Here is a 16,035-nt window from a genome sequence, read left to right as displayed (position 1 = left end):
TCAGAACTGCAAGTGTTCTGCGCGCACAATCATTGCCAGGCCTGAAGCAAGCTGTACCCGAACGCCATCTTTAGTGATTTCAAGAATGGTGGCGTCCATAGCACTTTTGCCTGCTTTGACTTTAATATTCTGGCCTGGCTGCAAAGCTGAGGTGTCGGTAACGGGTTTTGCCCGCGGCGGACGTGGTGCGGCGTTGCGTTCTGCAGCACCGGTGCGTGGCGTCTGAGGGCGCGGCTTGCGCGGCGTATCACCTTCAGCCGCTTTACGCGGTGCTGGCTTACGCGGACGACGCTCTGCACTCTCCTCTCCTGCCTCGCGCTTCTTCGCCCGCTGCTGCTCACGCTGCGCCTGAACGCGTGCCTTTGCCTCTTCCAGCTGCTTCCGCGCATGCTCTACGTGCTGCTCATCCAGTACGCCACAGGCGTTGCCATCGAGATCGACACGCGTTGCGCCGGCTTTGATACCGTAAAGATAACGCCAGCTGGAGGTATAAAGACGCAGAGCTGAACGCAGCTGCGTTTTGCTCGGACTATTTTCGCCCTGAACACGCTCGACCAGATCCTGAAAGATACCGATTTTGAGCGGACGCGCTTCACCTTCGGCGCTAAAGCAGTGCGGAAAACGTTCCGCCAGAAAGGCGATGACTTCTTTACTGCTATTCAACTTAGGTTGATTTTCCATGAAATTTCCTGATTACAACGGATTTGCCGACCAGAGCGGGCATGAACAGGCGACATTATAATGACAACATCGCCAAATGCCATGCAATCCAGACGATTAGCTATGCGACAGCGCAATAAATTTTTCGATGTTGCTGTTCGCCAGCACCTCACAAAGCCCGTCGGCAAGGGCTACCAGCCCTGCTTCATCCTCACTGTCAAAGCGGGAATAAAGCGTACTGTCGATATCAAGAACGCCTGCCAGCAGGCCGTTCACTTTCAGAGGAATCACGATTTCTGCGTTACTGGCGGCGTCGCAGGCGATATGACCGGGAAACGCATGAACGTCATCCACGCGCTGCACGCGCTCTTCAGCCACTGCCGTACCGCAAACGCCTTTACCTGCCGGAATACGCACGCAGGCAATCTTGCCCTGGAACGGACCCAGGACCAGCGTATTCTCTTCAGTCAGCAGATAGAAGCCTGCCCAGTTAACCCCCTCCAGACGCTCAAACAGCAGCGCACTGCAGTTAGCCAGCGCGGCAAGAAAAGAGGTTTCGCCCGCCAGCAGCGCCCGGGCATCACGATTTAATTCCTCGTAAAAGGCTTTTTTGTTCATTGATCAACCATAATTCATCACTGAGAGGTATCAGTTTTCCCTCAGTTGTTAAAATAAGCACTAATAATCCAGCCCAACAAGGTGAATCATTGAATAAGTTGCTATACCCTTAGCACGCTATGATTGAGACTGATCTCGTACCACAAGATAGTGCAGGCTGCACGTTCTGTTCAGACTGCCGGCAACCGTAACGAATGATGGGCCACTCGCGTCACTTATGAAAATTCACGCTATCAGCCAGAGCTTGCCCCACGCACGTTATCAGCGTTGCCCCCAATGCGATACCCTTTTTTCCTTACCGGATGTGAAATCGCATCAAACGGCTTATTGCCCGCGCTGTCATGCCAAAATCCAGAATGGCCGTGACTGGTCAATGCGTCGTCTGACCGCGATGGCAGTGACAATGCTGGTGCTGATGCCCTTTGCTTTCAGCCTGCCACTGGTTGAAATTCGCTTACTTGGCATGCGCATAAACGCCAGTCTGCTGGAAGGCGTATTGCAGATGGCGCAGCAGGGCAACGTGCTGACGGCCGCCATGGTCGCGTTTTGTACAATCGGGGCTCCGGTGACGCTGGTTGCCGGCATCAGCTATCTGTGGATTGGCAACCGGCTGGGCATGAATCTGCGACCGGTGCTGCTAATGCTTGAGCGGCTGAAAGAGTGGGTGATGCTGGATATCTACCTGGTAGGTATTGGCGTCGCCTCTATCAAAGTTCAGGATTACGCCTCGCTGGCGTTGGGTTATGGTCTGGTCGCTTACGTAGCTCTGACCCTGTTAAGCCTGCTCACTATTATTCATCTTAATGTGGAAGAGCTCTGGGAGCACTACTATCCCCAGTCCATCCCAACCGCGCCGCCAGAGCGCTGGCAGGTGTGCCTCAACTGTCATCACACCGGCATGCCCGATGAGCGTGGTCGCTGTACCCGCTGCCACACGCCGCTTGATTTTCGCCGTCGCCACAGCCTGCAAAAATCCTGGGCGGCGTTAATTGCGTCGATCGTGATGCTGATACCCGCCAACCTGCTGCCGATTTCCGTGGTGTTTGTAAACGGTTCGCGGCGTGAAGACACTATCTTTTCCGGTATCCTCGGGCTGGGCTCAGGCAATATTCCCATTGCTGCGGTGGTGTTTATCGCCAGTATCCTGGTGCCTTTCACTAAAGTGCTGGTGATGCTGACGCTGCTGCTCAGTATTCACTTCAAATGTGAACAGGGGCTGAAAACCCGCATCCGGCTGCTGCGCGTGGTGACCTGGGTGGGACGCTGGTCGATGCTGGATCTGTTTGTTATTGCTTTAACCATGTCGCTGGTCAATCGCGATCAGCTGCTGGCTTTTACCATGGGACCTGCCGCGCTTTACTTCGGCGCAGCGGTAATCCTGACTATTATGGCTGTTGAGTGGCTGGATAGCCGCCTGATCTGGGATGCACATGCAACAGGAAACGCCGACTACACCGACTAGCGCAACCGTGCGTAACAAACGCAAGTTGTCGCCATTCTGGCTTTTGCCCATTATCGCCCTGCTGATTGCCGGCTGGCTTTTATGGACCAATTATCAGGAGCGCGGTACCACCATTACCATCAACTTCCAGACGGCGGACGGCATAGTGCCGGGCCGCACGCCGATTCGCTATCAGGGCGTGGAGGTCGGTACTGTGCAGGGTATTGAGCTGAGTGATGATTATCGCAGCATTCGTATCAAAGCGAGCATCAAAAGCGATATGCGCGACGCCCTGCGCGAGAATACGCAATTCTGGCTGGTGACGCCAAAAGCCTCCCTGGCCGGCGTCTCCGGGCTTGATGCGCTTGTGGGCGGTAACTACATCGGTATGATGCCTGGCGATGGTAAAGAGCGCGACCATTTCACCGCGCTTGATACGCAGCCTAAATACCGGGTCAATACCGGCGAGCTGCTCATCCATCTGCATGCGCCCGATCTCGGCTCGCTTAATACCGGCTCGCTGGTCTACTACCGGAAAATTCCGGTGGGTCACGTCTATGACTACAGCCTTAATAGCAATACTGATGGCGTCACCATTGATGTGCTGATCGAGCGGCGCTTTATCAATCTCATCAAAAAGCAGAGCCGCTTCTGGAATGTTTCCGGTATTGATGCAGATGTCAGCCTGAGCGGCGCGAAAGTGAAGCTGGAGAGTCTGGCCGCGCTGGTAAACGGCGCTATCGCGTTTGATTCACCCGATAAAGGCGAACCGGCTGAGAGCGAGCAGAACTATCAGCTCTATCCGGATCTGGCACACAGCCAGCGCGGCGTGCTGATTAACCTCGATCTGCCTGATGGTAACAACCTCAAAGCCAACAGTACGCCTCTGATGTATCAGGGGCTGGAAGTAGGCACCCTGACAAAACTTACGCTGCTGCCTGACGGCAAAGTCTCTGGCGAACTGACGATTGATCCCTCAGTGACCGGCCTGATGCGCAGCGGAACACGTATTGAGATGCGCGCACCGAAACTCAGCCTCACTGACACCAGCCTGAGCAGCCTGCTCACCGGTAACACGCTGGAGCTGGTGCCCGGTGAGGGCGAACCGCAGGACCATTTCAGCGTGCTGCCCGCCAGCGAAACGCTGCTGCAGAAACCGAATGTCCTGACGGTACAGCTTAGCGCGCCGGAAACCTACGGTATCGATGCCGGCCAGCCCCTGGTGATCTATGGCATGAAGATTGGTCAGGTGATCTCGCGCAAACTGGATGAGAACGGCATCAATTTCGTGGTCGCGATTAATCCTGAATATCGTCAGCTGGTGCACGCTGACAGCAAGTTTATCGTCAACAGTCGCCTGAACGTAAAATTTGGCCTTGATGGTATGCAGGTGCTGGGTGCCAGCGCACGTGAATGGGTGGATGGCGGTATTCGTCTCGATCCCGGCGCAAAAGGGAAAGCCTCCAGCCGCTACCCGCTCTATGCAGACGCCGAGCGTGCTGCTGAAGGGATCACCGGCGATCAGCCGCCTGCCACGCTGACGCTGACGGCAACCAGCCTGCCGGACGTACAGGCAGGTTCCGTAGTGCTCTACCGTAAGTTTGAAGTCGGTGAAGTGGTCGACGTGGTGCCGCGTGCGGATGCGTTTGATATCTCAGTGCATATTCAGCCGCAGTATCGCAAGCTGCTGACCAGCGAAAGCGTATTCTGGGCCGAAGGTGGCGCAAAAGTGCAGCTCAACGGCAGCGGTCTGACCGTGCAGGCGTCGCCGATTAACCGGGCGCTGAAAGGCGCCATCAGCTTTGACAATCTGACCGGAGCACAGGCGAAAAAAGGCGTTAAGCGCGTGCTCTATGCGTCAGAAACCGCAGCGCGCGCCGTCGGCAGCCAGATCACCCTGCACACCTACGACGGCAGCAAGCTGGCGGCAGGCATGCCGGTGCGCTATCTCGGTATTAATGTCGGTCAGGTGGAGTCGCTGGCGCTGAGTCAGGATAACAATCAGGTGGTCGCTAAAGCCGTGCTCTATCCGGAGTATGTGCAGGACTTTGCCCGCACGGGCAGCCGTTTCTCAGTGGTATCGCCGGAAATTTCTGCGGCAGGCGTTAACCATCTGGAGACGATTCTGCAGCCCTATGTCAACGTCGATCCCGGCAAAGGTGCGATGGCGCGCAGCTTTGAGCTGCAGGAAAGCACAATCACCGACTCGCGTTACCTGAACGGCCTGAACATTTATGTCGATGCCGCCGAGGCGGGATCGCTCTCCCTGGGTACGCCGGTTCTGTTCCGCGGCGTTGAGGTCGGTACGGTCACCGGCACCTCGCTGGGTAACATGGCCGATCGGGTGCAGATTGCGCTGCGCATCAGTAAAAAGTATCAGCATCTGGTGCGGAATAACTCAGTATTCTGGCTGGCATCCGGTTATAACCTCGATTTTGGCCTGATTGGCGGCGTGGTGAAAACCGGCACCTTCCAGCAGTTTATTCGCGGCGGCATTCAGTTCGCTACGCCGCCAACCGTGCCGCTGGCACCGCAGGCAGGCGCCAACAAACACTTCCTGCTGCAGGATGAAGCGCCGAAAGCGTGGCGTGACTGGGGTACCGCTATCCCTGCTCCGCGCTAAACAACCGGGCAGCCAGCAGGCTGCCCGTTCTCTTTGCGCGTGTTACACTGCGTCCATCATTTGTCAGCGCGGTAAATTGTTGTGTCCAGTCGTTTTCCTGAAGAGTTCATTACCCTCATGCGTGCCAGCCTCCCTGATGAGGCTGAACTGCAACGCTTTCTTGCTATCAGCCAGCAGCCGCTGCGCAAAAGTGTACGCGTCAACACGCTGAAGATCAGCGTGGCTGATTTTCTTGCCCGCACGGCGCAGTATGGCTGGCGGCTGACGCCGGTTCCCTGGTGCGCAGAGGGATTCTGGATCGAGCGCGATGATGAGAGCCTGCCGCTTGGCAGCGTGGCTGAACATCTCAGCGGTCTGTTCTACATTCAGGAAGCGAGCTCGATGCTGCCGGTAACGGCGCTGTTTGCCGCCGCGCCGGACGCACAGCAGGTTATGGATATGGCGGCGGCACCGGGATCCAAAACCACGCAGCTGGCGGCGCTGATGCATAATCGCGGCGCGATCCTCGCCAATGAATACTCCGCCAGCCGGGTCAAAGTCCTTCATGCCAATATCAGCCGCTGCGGCGTCAGCAACGTGGCGCTGACGCATTTCGATGGCCGGGTGTTTGGCGCAGCGCTGCCGGAACAGTTCGACGCCATCCTGCTTGATGCCCCCTGCTCAGGCGAAGGCGTGGTGCGTAAAGATGCAGATGCGCTGCGCAACTGGACGCTGGCCAGCACCGAGGCGATTGCGGCCACCCAGCGCGATCTTATCGACAGCGCTTTTCACGCGCTCAGGCCCGGTGGCGTGCTGATCTACTCAACCTGTACCCTTAACACCATCGAGAATCAGCAGGTCATAGCCTGGTTGCTGACACGCTATCCCGACGCCATTGAGATCATGTCGCTGCAGGATTTGTTTGCCGGCGCAGAGGCTGCCCTGACGCCGGAAGGCTATCTGCACGTGTTTCCTCACTGCTTCGACAGCGAAGGATTTTTCGTCGCGCGTCTGCGTAAAACCGCCAGCGTACCGGCACTGCCGGCGCCGGGCTATAAACTCGGGAAACTGCCGTTTGCGCCCGCCAGCCGAAAACTCAGCGCGGAGGTGATGCAGGCAGCGGCTAAGGTGGGCCTGCAGTGGGATGAGAGCCTGACGCTCTGGCAGCGCGATAAAGAGCTGTGGCTGTTTCCGGCCAGCGCAGAGCAGTGGCTGAATAAGGTACGCTTCTCACGCATTGGTCTGAAACTGGCTGAAACCTTTTCCAAAGGCTACCGCTGGCAGCATGAGGCGGTGATGGCACTGGCCAGGCCTGATGCATCGCTGGCGTTTGCGCTGAATGAAGCGGAAGCGGAAAGCTGGTATCGCGGACAGGATATCCACCCGGAGACACTGCCTGACCGGGATGAAGTCATCGTCACCTGGCAGCAGCAGCCGCTTGGACTGGCTAAAAAAGTGGGCAACCGCATTAAAAACAGCTATCCGCGCGAGCTGGTGCGTGACGGCCGGCTGTTTCGCTAGCAGGCTGCGGCTCATAATCTGATGGTTGAGCGTTAGTTTAACCCAACCGGCATAGTGTAATGCCGGTATGGCGTCGCCATGGAGAGCACAGCATGAAAGGCCGTAAGCAGTTTATCATTGTGTTGATTATGCTGGTGACCGGCAGCCTGCTGCTGCTTGAATCGCTGGCCCGGCTGGTGCATCTGCTGATAGTGGGTTAGCGGGTTATCAAAAATATTGCCAGCATAAAAAATGCCCAGAGACCGGTAAAGGTCATCATACCCAGCCGGCGGGTTTTTGCCTGTCCGACAATTGCACCAATAAACAGGCTGAGGATGGTCAGCGTCCCTGTCATTACCCAAAGTAAATAGTGTGTATCTGCCATTAATGATCTGTCCTGAAATATACGAAACCAGGGCATTTTATACCATTTCAGGCAGTATAACGCTGCTTTACTCTTTCCCGATCTCAGGTACAGCCAGAGAAGCGCTCATTAAAAAACCCGTATAGCGTCAGGCCATACGGGTTAACTGAGTGGTAAATACATCCCGATCAGATTCTGCGCGTGTCATCCACAGGAAGCGCGTCATCATTGGGCACAGCACCGTCATCCATGGGCAAATCTTCATCTGCACCGGGTGCCTGTCCATCATCGGGGATAGGCTGAATATCTTCTGGACGTTCTGACATATTTACCTCCTGACCCTGGGTTGGGTATTTTCAGTATAGGCACTGCTGTCTGACGCTCTGCGGCAGCCTGAGGGATATGTGCGCCAGCCACAGAAAAAAAGATAAATGTCACACCACTCTTATTTAGCGTCTACGCGTTATTTCCCTTTATCTTCCCAGGGATCTTTCTTTTCATCTTCACTGCTGTCACGCGTACGGGGAATTTCGCCATGCTCATCCGGCGCGTCCTGAACCGGATGGTCATCCTCTTCATACGCATTTCCGGCAGAGGGGGCCGCTTCAGGCAATCCTTTGGCTACATCGCCCTCATGTTTACGCTCTTCATTACTGTTATGTTTGAACATGTTCGCCTCCTGTCATCAAGAACCTAAGTATAGGCAACAGAAGCAATGACGCCATGAATGGCGACGTCTGAGATAAAAATCTGGCCTTACAGCGGTTTTAATCAGGACGATAAAATTAAGCCAGCCGCTGCCGTCAGCGCACAGATTTATCAGCTAGGGTTAATGTGCAACGCCGGGTTGCCTGTTAATCAAGGAGTCTCTGATGAAGCTGTTTTTTAGTGGATTAATTATCTCTGCCAGCCTGCTGATGCTGGCCGGTTGTCAGCAGCCGGAACGCCCGCTGGGTCCGGATGGCCGCCCTGCTCCGCCGATGGAGCATCCGGTGCCCGGCGGGCCGATGAGTAAAGGCCCGGCAGGCCAGCCTGAAGCCTGAGCGCCTGCCAGGCGCTGGATTATTCTGTAGCCATCGGGGTAGATGCTGCCGTCCGCAACAAGTAAAAAGGCCACCCTGAGGTGGCCTTTTGCGTGGCAGAGATCGGTTATCTGTGAAGCATATCGTTATTCATTTTAAGCTTAGCTAACGTATTCATCGCCGCAGGGTTAAGAGCAACCATCGCTGTTTTACAGAATATGCACTTAGCACCCGCCGGATTCTTCTCAGAAACGTCAAATGCGGATTTGCGATACTGCGAGCCCAGACAGTGAGGGCAACGCATAGAAATTGAAACTGAAATAATTTTTATATCCTTTGGTTTAAAACGGCCTTTCGCGGCCTGTCTGTTTATTGTTAAGGGTACAGCATGACTCTTTTTTACAAAAATCACCCTTTGCTATAACAATATAGTACAAAAAAAGAGTTTTGCTGTGTTTTTAAGATCGATACGGACTAAAACATCTGTAACTGAGACAGCGCAACCTGAAGTTAGTGCGGCAGGTAAACCACTTTATTCTCTGAACTTAATCAGTTAGCGGTCTGTCAGCGTCACCGCCGTCACGCTGAATTCAGACAAAACGCAGGACGATAGCACTGTTCCAGAATAATCACCCGCCATGATTAAATTTGACGAAGTGTGATATCCGTCCTTGACTTTGTTTGTACATATCCGGGAGGGCGAACCATGACTGAGCTACTGCACATTATTTCTGTAGGCACACTCGTTGCAGGTATTTATCTGCTGGAGTGAGCGCTTTACCCGCTGCTGCGCGCGCTTTGCGGGCAGCAGCGGGCAAAGGAAAGGCCCTGCCGAAGCAGAGCCCTGAATTGGTGCGCCTGTTGATCATCATTGATTAGCAAACAGTCCGTCGTTAGATACGGCGCATTGAGTTGTCACCCTTTAAGCGTAGCCTGTTTCAGCAATAAGGCAAACTTTTAACCTGTTTTGTCCGTTTATAAACTACAGAACGGAGCCAGTTACCAGCTGAGGCCTTATACTCAGCAAGATTGTTTATATGATAATATCTGCATTATTCAGGTCAGGAATGTAAAGGAACCGCACATCGCGCACGGCAGATAATGAAAATTTTTATTGTAAACTTAAAAAGATCGGTCGAAAGACGGAATAAAATTGCATCCCAGCTTGATGCACTTAATCTTGATTATGAATTTGTCGAAGCGGTCGATGGCACGCTCATGACAGCCGATGAACGAGCTGCCGCAAGCGCAACCATTAATTATGCGTTTTTACCCGGAGAGATTGGGTGTGCATTAAGTCATCAAAAAATTTACCAGAAAATCGTCGACAGCAATATTGAAGCGGCAATGATTCTGGAAGATGACATTATTTTCACTCGCGAAGCCAGGGACGTACTGGAAAAAATAAAGCCCGCCAGCCACAGACCAGAAGTGATCCTTTTTAGCCGTGCAAACAGTTATTTATTATCGCCTGTCTCTCATTTAACCCATAAACATACTCTGCATAAAACGCTGCAGGCCACCACCACTCACTCCTACGTAATTAACCACAAAGCCGCGCAATCTCTGTTAAAAAACCTGCACCCTATTTGGATCACTGCAGATAAGTGGACGCTTTTTGAAGAGCACGCTTTTGTAAGCGTTTTTTCAGTGATTCCGCATCCGGTTCAACTCTCTGAAGAAGCCAGCCAGTCTACAATAAACGGTAATAATGATATGAGTGAGATTGCCCGGCAAAAAAAGGTTATCTGGAATCAACTTATGTCATCACGACCGTTAAAAGCCAGGTTAAAACACCGTTTCCGGCGAGCGATCGTTCCACTGTTTTATAAAATAGTGGATCAGGGAAAGGGATAACGCTTCTGTTCTGTCAGGTAGCTTACTGGCTATCTGATAGCGCCTTGACTTACGTATTCAGAATAGGTGAGAGTGCCGTCCGGAGTGAGATGTCGGGTAAATGCTGGGAAACCCCTGAGTTATCTTTCAATAACAACCAGTTAAAAAAAGACCCAATACGATTCCTGTATCGGGTCCAGGGAAATGGCTCGTAGTGAGCCGTGCGCTAAAAGTTGGCATTTTTGAAGGCGAGGTGCCTTGCCTTTTAAAGGTAGTCCAACGGCGAACATTGTCCAGCAAGCAGCCTGAGGCGAGCCGGAAAGCTGCCAACTCTGTGATCGCGCTGGCACTACCAGACGCCTGCAACACTTTTTGACGGCGGCGTCTGCCGGCTTTTACTTAACGCACAGCTGCTGCGCGCGATCGATAATCGGCTGTAGCGACATTTTACTGCCGTGATGCGCCTTATCATCTGCCAGGATAGTATTAATCGACTGCAGCGTGCCCTGCCCCGCATCGGCACGCGCCAGCGCTTTTTCATTCAGCGGGTACTGCAGTAGCGTGCTGGGGTTAATGGCAAACAGTGCGCCATCCTTTTCACAGGTCAGCATCACCTCTTCACGCGTGAAGGGCCACTTTGCCTTACCGATTTCAAAACGACTGACCGTAATAATTTCGCCCGCCAGCGCCTGGCTGCAGAGCGCCAGCAGCAGGCAGGCAGGAATCACTTTTTTCAGCAAAATATTGACCTCATTTCATCTTCACTGACACGGCAGGCAGACAGATTACCCGGCGGGTTTTCCGGCGCTGCCGCTGATGTGGCAGCAGGATACGCCGCCCGATTCAGCGTGTCGAGACCTGCAGTGCGATCCGGTTGCCCTTGATCCTGCTGCATGAAACCATTATTTTTGCCGCTGATTATCAGGAGAAAAGCATGCGTTATAATCTTGCACAGCTGTCGCAGGAAGAGAAAGACAAGGTCAACGTTGAGCTGGCGGCGGCAGGCGTCGCGTTCAAAGAGCGCTACAATATGCCGGTCGTGGCGGAGATGGTTGAACGCGAGCAGCCGGAAGCGCTGCGCGACTGGTTCCGTCAGCGCCTGATGCACTATCGCCAGGCTTCGCTCAGCCTCTCCCGCCTGCCCTACGAACCTAAGCAGAAATAACCTATGTTACGCGTGATAGATACAGAAACCTGCGGCCTGCAGGGCGGCGTGGTAGAGATCGCCTCGGTGGATGTCATTGACGGGCAGATTGTCAATCCGATGAGCGATCTGGTCTGCCCGGATCGCCCTATCAGTCGTCAGGCAATGATGGTGCATCGCATCACAGAAGCGATGGTGGCGGATAAACCTCCGATAGAAGCGATCATCAGCCGCTATCACGGCAGCCCGCACTATGTGGCTCATAACGCCAGCTTTGACCGCCGCATGCTGCCCGCCATGCCGGGTGAATGGATCTGTACCATGACGCTGGCGCGCAAACTGTGGCCCGGCATTAAATATGGTAATCAGGCGCTGCGGCACAGCCTGAAACTTGAGGTGACGCCGCCTGCAGACCTGCATGCACACCGCGCGCTTTATGACTGCTACGTTACCGCCGCGCTGCTGATCCGTATTATGGAGATCTCCGGCTGGAGTCCGGCGGAGATGGTAAGCCGGACTGAACCGGCTGCGCTCTCCGGCGATATCTTTCCGTTTGGCAAATATCGCGGACAGAGTATCAGCGCTATTGCGCGCCGCGATCCGGGTTATCTGCGCTGGGTACTGGACAATGTCCGCGATCTGCGCCCGCCGCTGCGGCAGGCGCTGCGTAAATATGTCAAAGACGATCAGTAATCCACCCGATCCGGCAGGCTGCCCTGCGCCAGCGCAATCAGGAACGTAAACTCCTGCGCAACGCCCTCATAGGATTTGAAGCGTCCCGACTTACCACCGTGGCCGGAATCCATGTCGGTACAGAGCAGCAGCAGCGCGTCACTGGTTTTATATTCGCGCAGCTTTGCCACCCACTTGGCGGGCTCCCAGTACTGCACCTGTGAATCGTGCAACCCCGTGGTGATCAGCAGATGCGGATACGCCTGCGCGGTCACATTATCATAGGGGCTGTAACGGCTGATGTAGTGATAGGCGTCGGGCTGTTCCGGATTGCCCCACTCATCATACTCGCCGGTGGTTAACGGGATAGTGGGATCGAGCATGGTTGTCACCACATCCACAAACGGCACCTGCGCTACCACGCCGTGGAACAGGGTCGGTGCCATATTGACAACCGCGCCCATCAGCAGCCCGCCCGCGCTACCGCCCATGGCGTAGAGACGCTGCGGATCGCCATAGCCTTTGGCCACCAGTCCCTGCGTCACGTCGATAAAATCGGTGAAGCTGTTCATCTTATGCATCAGACGGCCGCTGTCATACCACTGCTGGCCCAGCTCGCCCCCGCCGCGGACGTGCACAATGGCATAGATAAAACCGCGCTGCAGCAGGCTGACGCGGCTGGCGCTAAAGTTCGCCTCCATTGTGCTGCCGTAGGCGCCATAGCCATAGACCAGCAGCGGATTTTTACCGCGCTGAAAATATTTCCGATGATAAACCAGCGATACCGGCACTTCGGTACCGTCGCGCGTTTTGATCCACTGGTGCTCACTTCTGTACTCATCCGGATCAAAGCCTGGTATCGGCGTCTGTTTGAGGATGCGCCGCTCCCCGGTCTCCATATTCAGTTCAAACAGCGTATCGGGCGTGGTCATCGAGGAGTAGCCGTAGCGCAGCGTATCGCTCTCCGGCGTGGGGTTAAACGCCAGCCAGGTCACATAGGCGGGATCGTCAAACGCGATACCATAGCTCTCGCCGCTGGCGCGGTTAATCTGCCGCAAAGTACTGACGCCGCGCTGGCGCTCTTCTACTACCAGCCAGCTGCGAAACAGCTGGAAATCCTCCAGAACGACGTGCTCGCGCGCCGGTATCAGCGTCTCCCAGCGCTGCTCCGCCAGCCAGGCGCTGCGGTAGAGACCGAAGTTCCTGCCGTCGCGGTTCGAGCGGATATAAAAATTGTGGTTATAGTGGTCGATGCTGTATTCGTGATCGCGCCGGCGCGGGCAGAATACCTGCGGCTGCGCGTCAGGATACTCCGCGTCCAGCAGCAGGATCTCGCTGGTGGTGGTGCTGAAGAGCGCAATCAGAATAAAGTGCTCTGACGTGGTTTTATGCACGCTAAGATGAAAGCTCTCATCCTTCTCTTCATATACCAGCTGGTCATCACTCTGCGGATGGCCCAGCTCATGGCGCCATATCTGATACGCCAGCAGCGTTTTCGGATGTTTGCGCACATAGTAAAGCGTACGCGAGTCGTTTGCCCAGGCTACGCTGGATGAGGCGTTATGTAATACTTCAGGATACCAGCTGCCGCTCTGCAGGTTACGAAAGCGGATACCATACTGACGGCGCGATAAAAAATCTTCCGCCAGTGCCATAACCTGATTGTCCGGGCTGATATCCAGCGCTCCCATGGTGTAGAAGTCGCTGTGCGCAGCGCGCCGGTTGCCGTCAAGCAGCAGCTGCCAGGGTGCGTCCGCTCCGCCCTCAACCGGCTGCCGATAAAACGCTGCATATTCGTTGCCAGCCTCATAGCGGCGCTGATAGCGAAAGCCGTTTTTCGTATAGGGCACGGAATAGTCCTGACCCGGAATACGATCGACAATCTCTTTCAGCACCTTCTCCTGCAGCGCATTCTGCGACGCCATCATCGCCCTGCCGTAGCGGTTCTCCTCCTGCAGATAGGCGAGCACGCTGGGGTCTTCACGATCGTCATCGCGCAGCCAGAAATAATCATCGGTGCGCGTATCGCCATGCAAAGTCATGACTTGCGGAATTTTTTTTGCCTGCGGCTGTTTCATAACGCGGTTTCTCCCGGAGAAATCGTTTTATGCAAGCGTGGCACCAATCAGGCGGGAATGCCAGAACTGCCGCAGGCGCAGCTGTTTCCGACCTCTCAGCCAGCAGATTCTGCGGCGATGTCTCGCTGGATCCCGTCACGAACATCCTCCGGAATATTCAGCGCATCGCCCAGCGCGGTGAGATAACTGCGCTCCATAAAGTGGTCGATATCGACAGCTGCACAGCTGAGCACGTAGAGCTCCAGCGCCTCCTCTTCATTTTTTACTCCAGCCGCCAGCCACTGCGGATCGAGCGGACGCGCCATCGCCTGCTTAATCAGGCTTTCCGCCTGCGCGCCATAGCCCGCCTGCTGAATCTGTTTCTCAATTGCAGCCTGTTCAGCCTCATCGATATGACCATCACTTTTGGCAGCAAATACCAGCGCAGCGATCAGCCGTTCTGCGCGCTGGTCAGGCGGCGTTTGCTGCCCGTCAGTGCCGGATGCGGACGAATACGCTGTGCGGATACGATCTTTATATTTATTCCATAACAGCGCACCGGCTGCCGCACCGCCGCCCAGCAGCAGCGCCTTGCCGCCAAATTTTGTCAGCAGTTTACGTGACGATTTGCTGCCCGCCAGCACGCCTGCCAGTCCACCCAGTGCCCCGGGCCCCAGGAGGTCACCCAACCCGGAAGTCCCGCCCTTTTTCTTTGCCAGAACCGTCTGAAGCTGCTGCAGCCACTGATTCATTGTTTAACTCCCGTTTAAGTTAGCCCGCTTTATCCTGGCGCAACCTGCGTCAGAAAATGTCAGAGCGGGCAAAGTACGGAAAATCTTTACCGGCGTAAAACGTGAGCGCGCAAACGTTTTCGTATATACTGCCGGCGCTTTTTTGACTGCTAAGGTGACAGGTATGACAACTCTCGGAACGGCACTGCGACCCGGTGCCACGCGCGTTATGCTGCTGGGCTCAGGCGAGCTGGGTAAAGAGGTCGCGCTGGAGTGCCAGCGTTTAGGTGTGGAAGTGATCGCTGTTGATCGCTATGCCGATGCGCCGGCGATGCAGGTTGCGCATCGCAGCCACGTAATCAATATGCTGGATGGCGAGGCGCTGGCTGCACTGATCGCCCGTGAACAGCCGCACTTTGTGGTGCCGGAAATTGAGGCGATTGCCACCGATACGCTGGTTGAGCTTGAAGCCCGGGGGCAGAAAGTGGTGCCGACTGCTCGCGCTGCACGCCTGACCATGAACCGGGAGGGGATCCGTCGTCTGGCCGCCGAAGAACTGAACCTGCCCACCTCACGCTATCAGTTTGCCGACAGCCAGGCGCACTTTTTTACCGCAGCGGAAGCGATAGGGTTTCCCTGCATCGTGAAGCCGGTGATGAGTTCATCCGGCAAAGGTCAGAGCTTTATTCGCAGCGCGGACGCGCTGCAGCAGGCGTGGGATTATGCCCAGCAGGGTGGCCGTGCCGGTGCGGGCCGGGTGATTGTTGAAGGCGTGGTCAGATTCGATTTCGAAATTACGCTGCTGACGGTCAGCGCCGTTGACGGCATCCACTTCTGCGCCCCGATCGGCCATCGCCAGGAGGAGGGAGATTACCGCGAATCCTGGCAGCCGCAGCAGATGAGCGCCGCTGCCCTCGCACGGGCGCAGGAGATTGCGGCCAGCGTGGTAAACGCGCTGGGTGGATATGGCCTGTTTGGCGTTGAGCTGTTCGTTTGTGGTGATGAGGTGGTGTTCAGCGAAGTGTCGCCCCGCCCGCATGATACCGGCATGGTGACGCTGATTTCTCAGGATCTCTCTGAGTTCGCTCTGCACGTGCGGGCGTTTCTCGGGCTGCCGATCGGCAGTATTCGCCAGTATGGACCGGCGGCGTCAGCCGTGATCCTGCCGCAGCTGGAGAGTCAGGATGTGCGCTTTGCGCACGTTGATGCCGCGCTGGGCGCGGGTCTGCAGCTGCGTCTGTTTGGTAAACCGGAGATCAGCGGACAGCGGCGCCTGGGCGTGGCGCTGGCAACCGGAGAGAACACGGAAGAAGCGGTGGCGCGCGCCGTCGCCAGCGCGGCCGCGATAACTGCCGAAGGCTGACAGCGCTGGCAGCAGGTCAACGCGC

General features: G+C 55.5%; 16 protein-coding genes. 8 read left to right on the top strand and 8 right to left on the bottom strand.

Annotated elements, in window-relative coordinates:
- Complete coding sequence (proQ, locus tag DBY66_RS00435; RefSeq protein ID WP_039384840.1) at positions 1-681, bottom strand: RNA chaperone ProQ; 681 nt, start codon at positions 679-681, stop codon at positions 1-3.
- A 96-nt stretch (positions 682-777) separates the two neighbouring features.
- Positions 778-1,278, bottom strand: a complete 501-nt coding sequence (locus DBY66_RS00430; RefSeq protein WP_071668877.1) for a GAF domain-containing protein — start codon at positions 1,276-1,278, stop codon at positions 778-780.
- Positions 1,279-1,495: 217 nt separating this feature from the next.
- Here DBY66_RS00430 and yebS point away from each other — a divergent pair, with 217 nt between their 5' ends.
- From yebS to rsmF, 3 genes are all read left to right on the top strand, one after another.
- Entirely contained in the window at positions 1,496-2,740 is a 1,245-nt protein-coding gene (gene yebS / locus DBY66_RS00425; protein ID WP_071668878.1) for a membrane integrity lipid transport subunit YebS, read from the top strand.
- Positions 2,709-5,342, top strand: a complete 2,634-nt coding sequence (locus DBY66_RS00420; protein WP_108569384.1) for a PqiB family protein — start codon at positions 2,709-2,711, stop codon at positions 5,340-5,342. Before yebS ends, DBY66_RS00420 begins: the two co-directional genes overlap by 32 nt.
- A 75-nt stretch (positions 5,343-5,417) precedes the next feature.
- Complete coding sequence (gene rsmF, locus DBY66_RS00415; protein WP_108569385.1) at positions 5,418-6,842, top strand: 16S rRNA (cytosine(1407)-C(5))-methyltransferase RsmF; 1,425 nt, start codon at positions 5,418-5,420, stop codon at positions 6,840-6,842.
- Between the two features lie 196 nt (positions 6,843-7,038).
- Here rsmF and DBY66_RS17890 read toward each other — a convergent pair whose 3' ends face one another.
- The 3 genes from DBY66_RS17890 to DBY66_RS00410 form a co-directional block, all read right to left on the bottom strand.
- On the bottom strand, positions 7,039-7,206 hold the full coding sequence (locus DBY66_RS17890; RefSeq protein ID WP_166713891.1) for a hypothetical protein: 168 nt from the start codon (positions 7,204-7,206) through the stop codon (positions 7,039-7,041).
- Positions 7,207-7,373: 167 nt separating this feature from the next.
- The gene (locus DBY66_RS17825; protein ID WP_158086430.1) at positions 7,374-7,511 is read right to left on the bottom strand and encodes a hypothetical protein; all 138 of its coding nucleotides are present in this window, start codon (positions 7,509-7,511) and stop codon (positions 7,374-7,376) included.
- A 137-nt stretch (positions 7,512-7,648) separates the two neighbouring features.
- Positions 7,649-7,855 carry a hypothetical protein gene (locus DBY66_RS00410; protein WP_039384852.1) on the bottom strand — a complete coding sequence of 69 codons (207 nt, stop codon included), beginning with the start codon at positions 7,853-7,855 and terminating at the stop codon, positions 7,649-7,651.
- A 202-nt stretch (positions 7,856-8,057) separates the two neighbouring features.
- Here DBY66_RS00410 and DBY66_RS17885 point away from each other — a divergent pair, with 202 nt between their 5' ends.
- Together DBY66_RS17885 and DBY66_RS00405 are read left to right on the top strand one after the other, a co-directional pair.
- Positions 8,058-8,228 (top strand): hypothetical protein, encoded by a 171-nt coding sequence (locus tag DBY66_RS17885; RefSeq protein WP_039384855.1) that lies wholly within the window; start codon positions 8,058-8,060, stop codon positions 8,226-8,228.
- A gap of 1,080 nt (positions 8,229-9,308) precedes the next feature.
- Positions 9,309-10,064: a glycosyltransferase family 25 protein gene (locus DBY66_RS00405; RefSeq protein ID WP_108569386.1), complete on the top strand. Its 756-nt coding sequence runs from the start codon at positions 9,309-9,311 to the stop codon at positions 10,062-10,064.
- 374 nt (positions 10,065-10,438) lie between these two features.
- Here DBY66_RS00405 and DBY66_RS00400 read toward each other — a convergent pair whose 3' ends face one another.
- Positions 10,439-10,786, bottom strand: a complete 348-nt coding sequence (locus DBY66_RS00400) for a YebY family protein (protein ID WP_233499556.1) — start codon at positions 10,784-10,786, stop codon at positions 10,439-10,441.
- 191 nt (positions 10,787-10,977) lie between these two features.
- Here DBY66_RS00400 and DBY66_RS00395 point away from each other — a divergent pair, with 191 nt between their 5' ends.
- Entirely contained in the window at positions 10,978-11,208 is a 231-nt protein-coding gene (locus DBY66_RS00395; RefSeq protein ID WP_039385974.1) for a DNA polymerase III subunit theta, read from the top strand.
- A gap of 3 nt (positions 11,209-11,211) precedes the next feature.
- On the top strand, positions 11,212-11,880 hold the full coding sequence (gene exoX, locus DBY66_RS00390; RefSeq protein WP_071668880.1) for an exodeoxyribonuclease X: 669 nt from the start codon (positions 11,212-11,214) through the stop codon (positions 11,878-11,880).
- Here the strand turns inward: exoX and DBY66_RS00385 are convergent.
- Together DBY66_RS00385 and DBY66_RS00380 are read right to left on the bottom strand one after the other, a co-directional pair.
- Positions 11,874-13,937, bottom strand: coding sequence for a prolyl oligopeptidase family serine peptidase (locus DBY66_RS00385; RefSeq protein ID WP_108569388.1), 2,064 nt, complete (start codon positions 13,935-13,937; stop codon positions 11,874-11,876). The genes exoX and DBY66_RS00385 overlap by 7 nt on opposite strands.
- A gap of 95 nt (positions 13,938-14,032) precedes the next feature.
- Entirely contained in the window at positions 14,033-14,668 is a 636-nt protein-coding gene (locus tag DBY66_RS00380) for a DUF533 domain-containing protein (protein WP_108569389.1), read from the bottom strand.
- 163 nt (positions 14,669-14,831) lie between these two features.
- Here DBY66_RS00380 and purT point away from each other — a divergent pair, with 163 nt between their 5' ends.
- Positions 14,832-16,010: a formate-dependent phosphoribosylglycinamide formyltransferase gene (gene purT / locus DBY66_RS00375; protein ID WP_071668882.1), complete on the top strand. Its 1,179-nt coding sequence runs from the start codon at positions 14,832-14,834 to the stop codon at positions 16,008-16,010.
- The last annotated feature ends 25 nt before the right edge of the window (positions 16,011-16,035 follow it).

It is taken from the genome of Pantoea sp. RIT413 (genome assembly GCF_003057675.2).
Taxonomy (GTDB): Bacteria; Pseudomonadota; Gammaproteobacteria; order Enterobacterales; family Enterobacteriaceae; genus Pantoea; species Pantoea eucrina.
This window is presented reverse-complemented; position numbering and strand designations above follow the sequence as displayed.

What these genes read in the sequence shown, in the direction of transcription:
- exoX (WP_071668880.1), top strand. Translation starts at nt 11,212, where the DNA reads ATGTTACGCGTGATAGATACAGAAACCTGCGGCCTGCAGGGCGGCGTG.
- DBY66_RS17890 (WP_166713891.1), bottom strand. Translation starts at nt 7,206, where the DNA reads ATGGCAGATACACACTATTTACTTTGGGTAATGACAGGGACGCTGACC.
- DBY66_RS17825 (WP_158086430.1), bottom strand. Translation starts at nt 7,511, where the DNA reads ATGTCAGAACGTCCAGAAGATATTCAGCCTATCCCCGATGATGGACAG.
- purT (WP_071668882.1), top strand. Translation starts at nt 14,832, where the DNA reads ATGACAACTCTCGGAACGGCACTGCGACCCGGTGCCACGCGCGTTATG.
- yebS (WP_071668878.1), top strand. Translation starts at nt 1,496, where the DNA reads ATGAAAATTCACGCTATCAGCCAGAGCTTGCCCCACGCACGTTATCAG.
- DBY66_RS00420 (WP_108569384.1), top strand. Translation starts at nt 2,709, where the DNA reads ATGCAACAGGAAACGCCGACTACACCGACTAGCGCAACCGTGCGTAAC.
- DBY66_RS17885 (WP_039384855.1), top strand. Translation starts at nt 8,058, where the DNA reads ATGAAGCTGTTTTTTAGTGGATTAATTATCTCTGCCAGCCTGCTGATG.
- DBY66_RS00430 (WP_071668877.1), bottom strand. Translation starts at nt 1,278, where the DNA reads ATGAACAAAAAAGCCTTTTACGAGGAATTAAATCGTGATGCCCGGGCG.
- DBY66_RS00405 (WP_108569386.1), top strand. Translation starts at nt 9,309, where the DNA reads ATGAAAATTTTTATTGTAAACTTAAAAAGATCGGTCGAAAGACGGAAT.
- DBY66_RS00395 (WP_039385974.1), top strand. Translation starts at nt 10,978, where the DNA reads ATGCGTTATAATCTTGCACAGCTGTCGCAGGAAGAGAAAGACAAGGTC.
- DBY66_RS00410 (WP_039384852.1), bottom strand. Translation starts at nt 7,855, where the DNA reads ATGTTCAAACATAACAGTAATGAAGAGCGTAAACATGAGGGCGATGTA.
- DBY66_RS00380 (WP_108569389.1), bottom strand. Translation starts at nt 14,668, where the DNA reads ATGAATCAGTGGCTGCAGCAGCTTCAGACGGTTCTGGCAAAGAAAAAG.
- DBY66_RS00385 (WP_108569388.1), bottom strand. Translation starts at nt 13,937, where the DNA reads ATGAAACAGCCGCAGGCAAAAAAAATTCCGCAAGTCATGACTTTGCAT.
- proQ (WP_039384840.1), bottom strand. Translation starts at nt 681, where the DNA reads ATGGAAAATCAACCTAAGTTGAATAGCAGTAAAGAAGTCATCGCCTTT.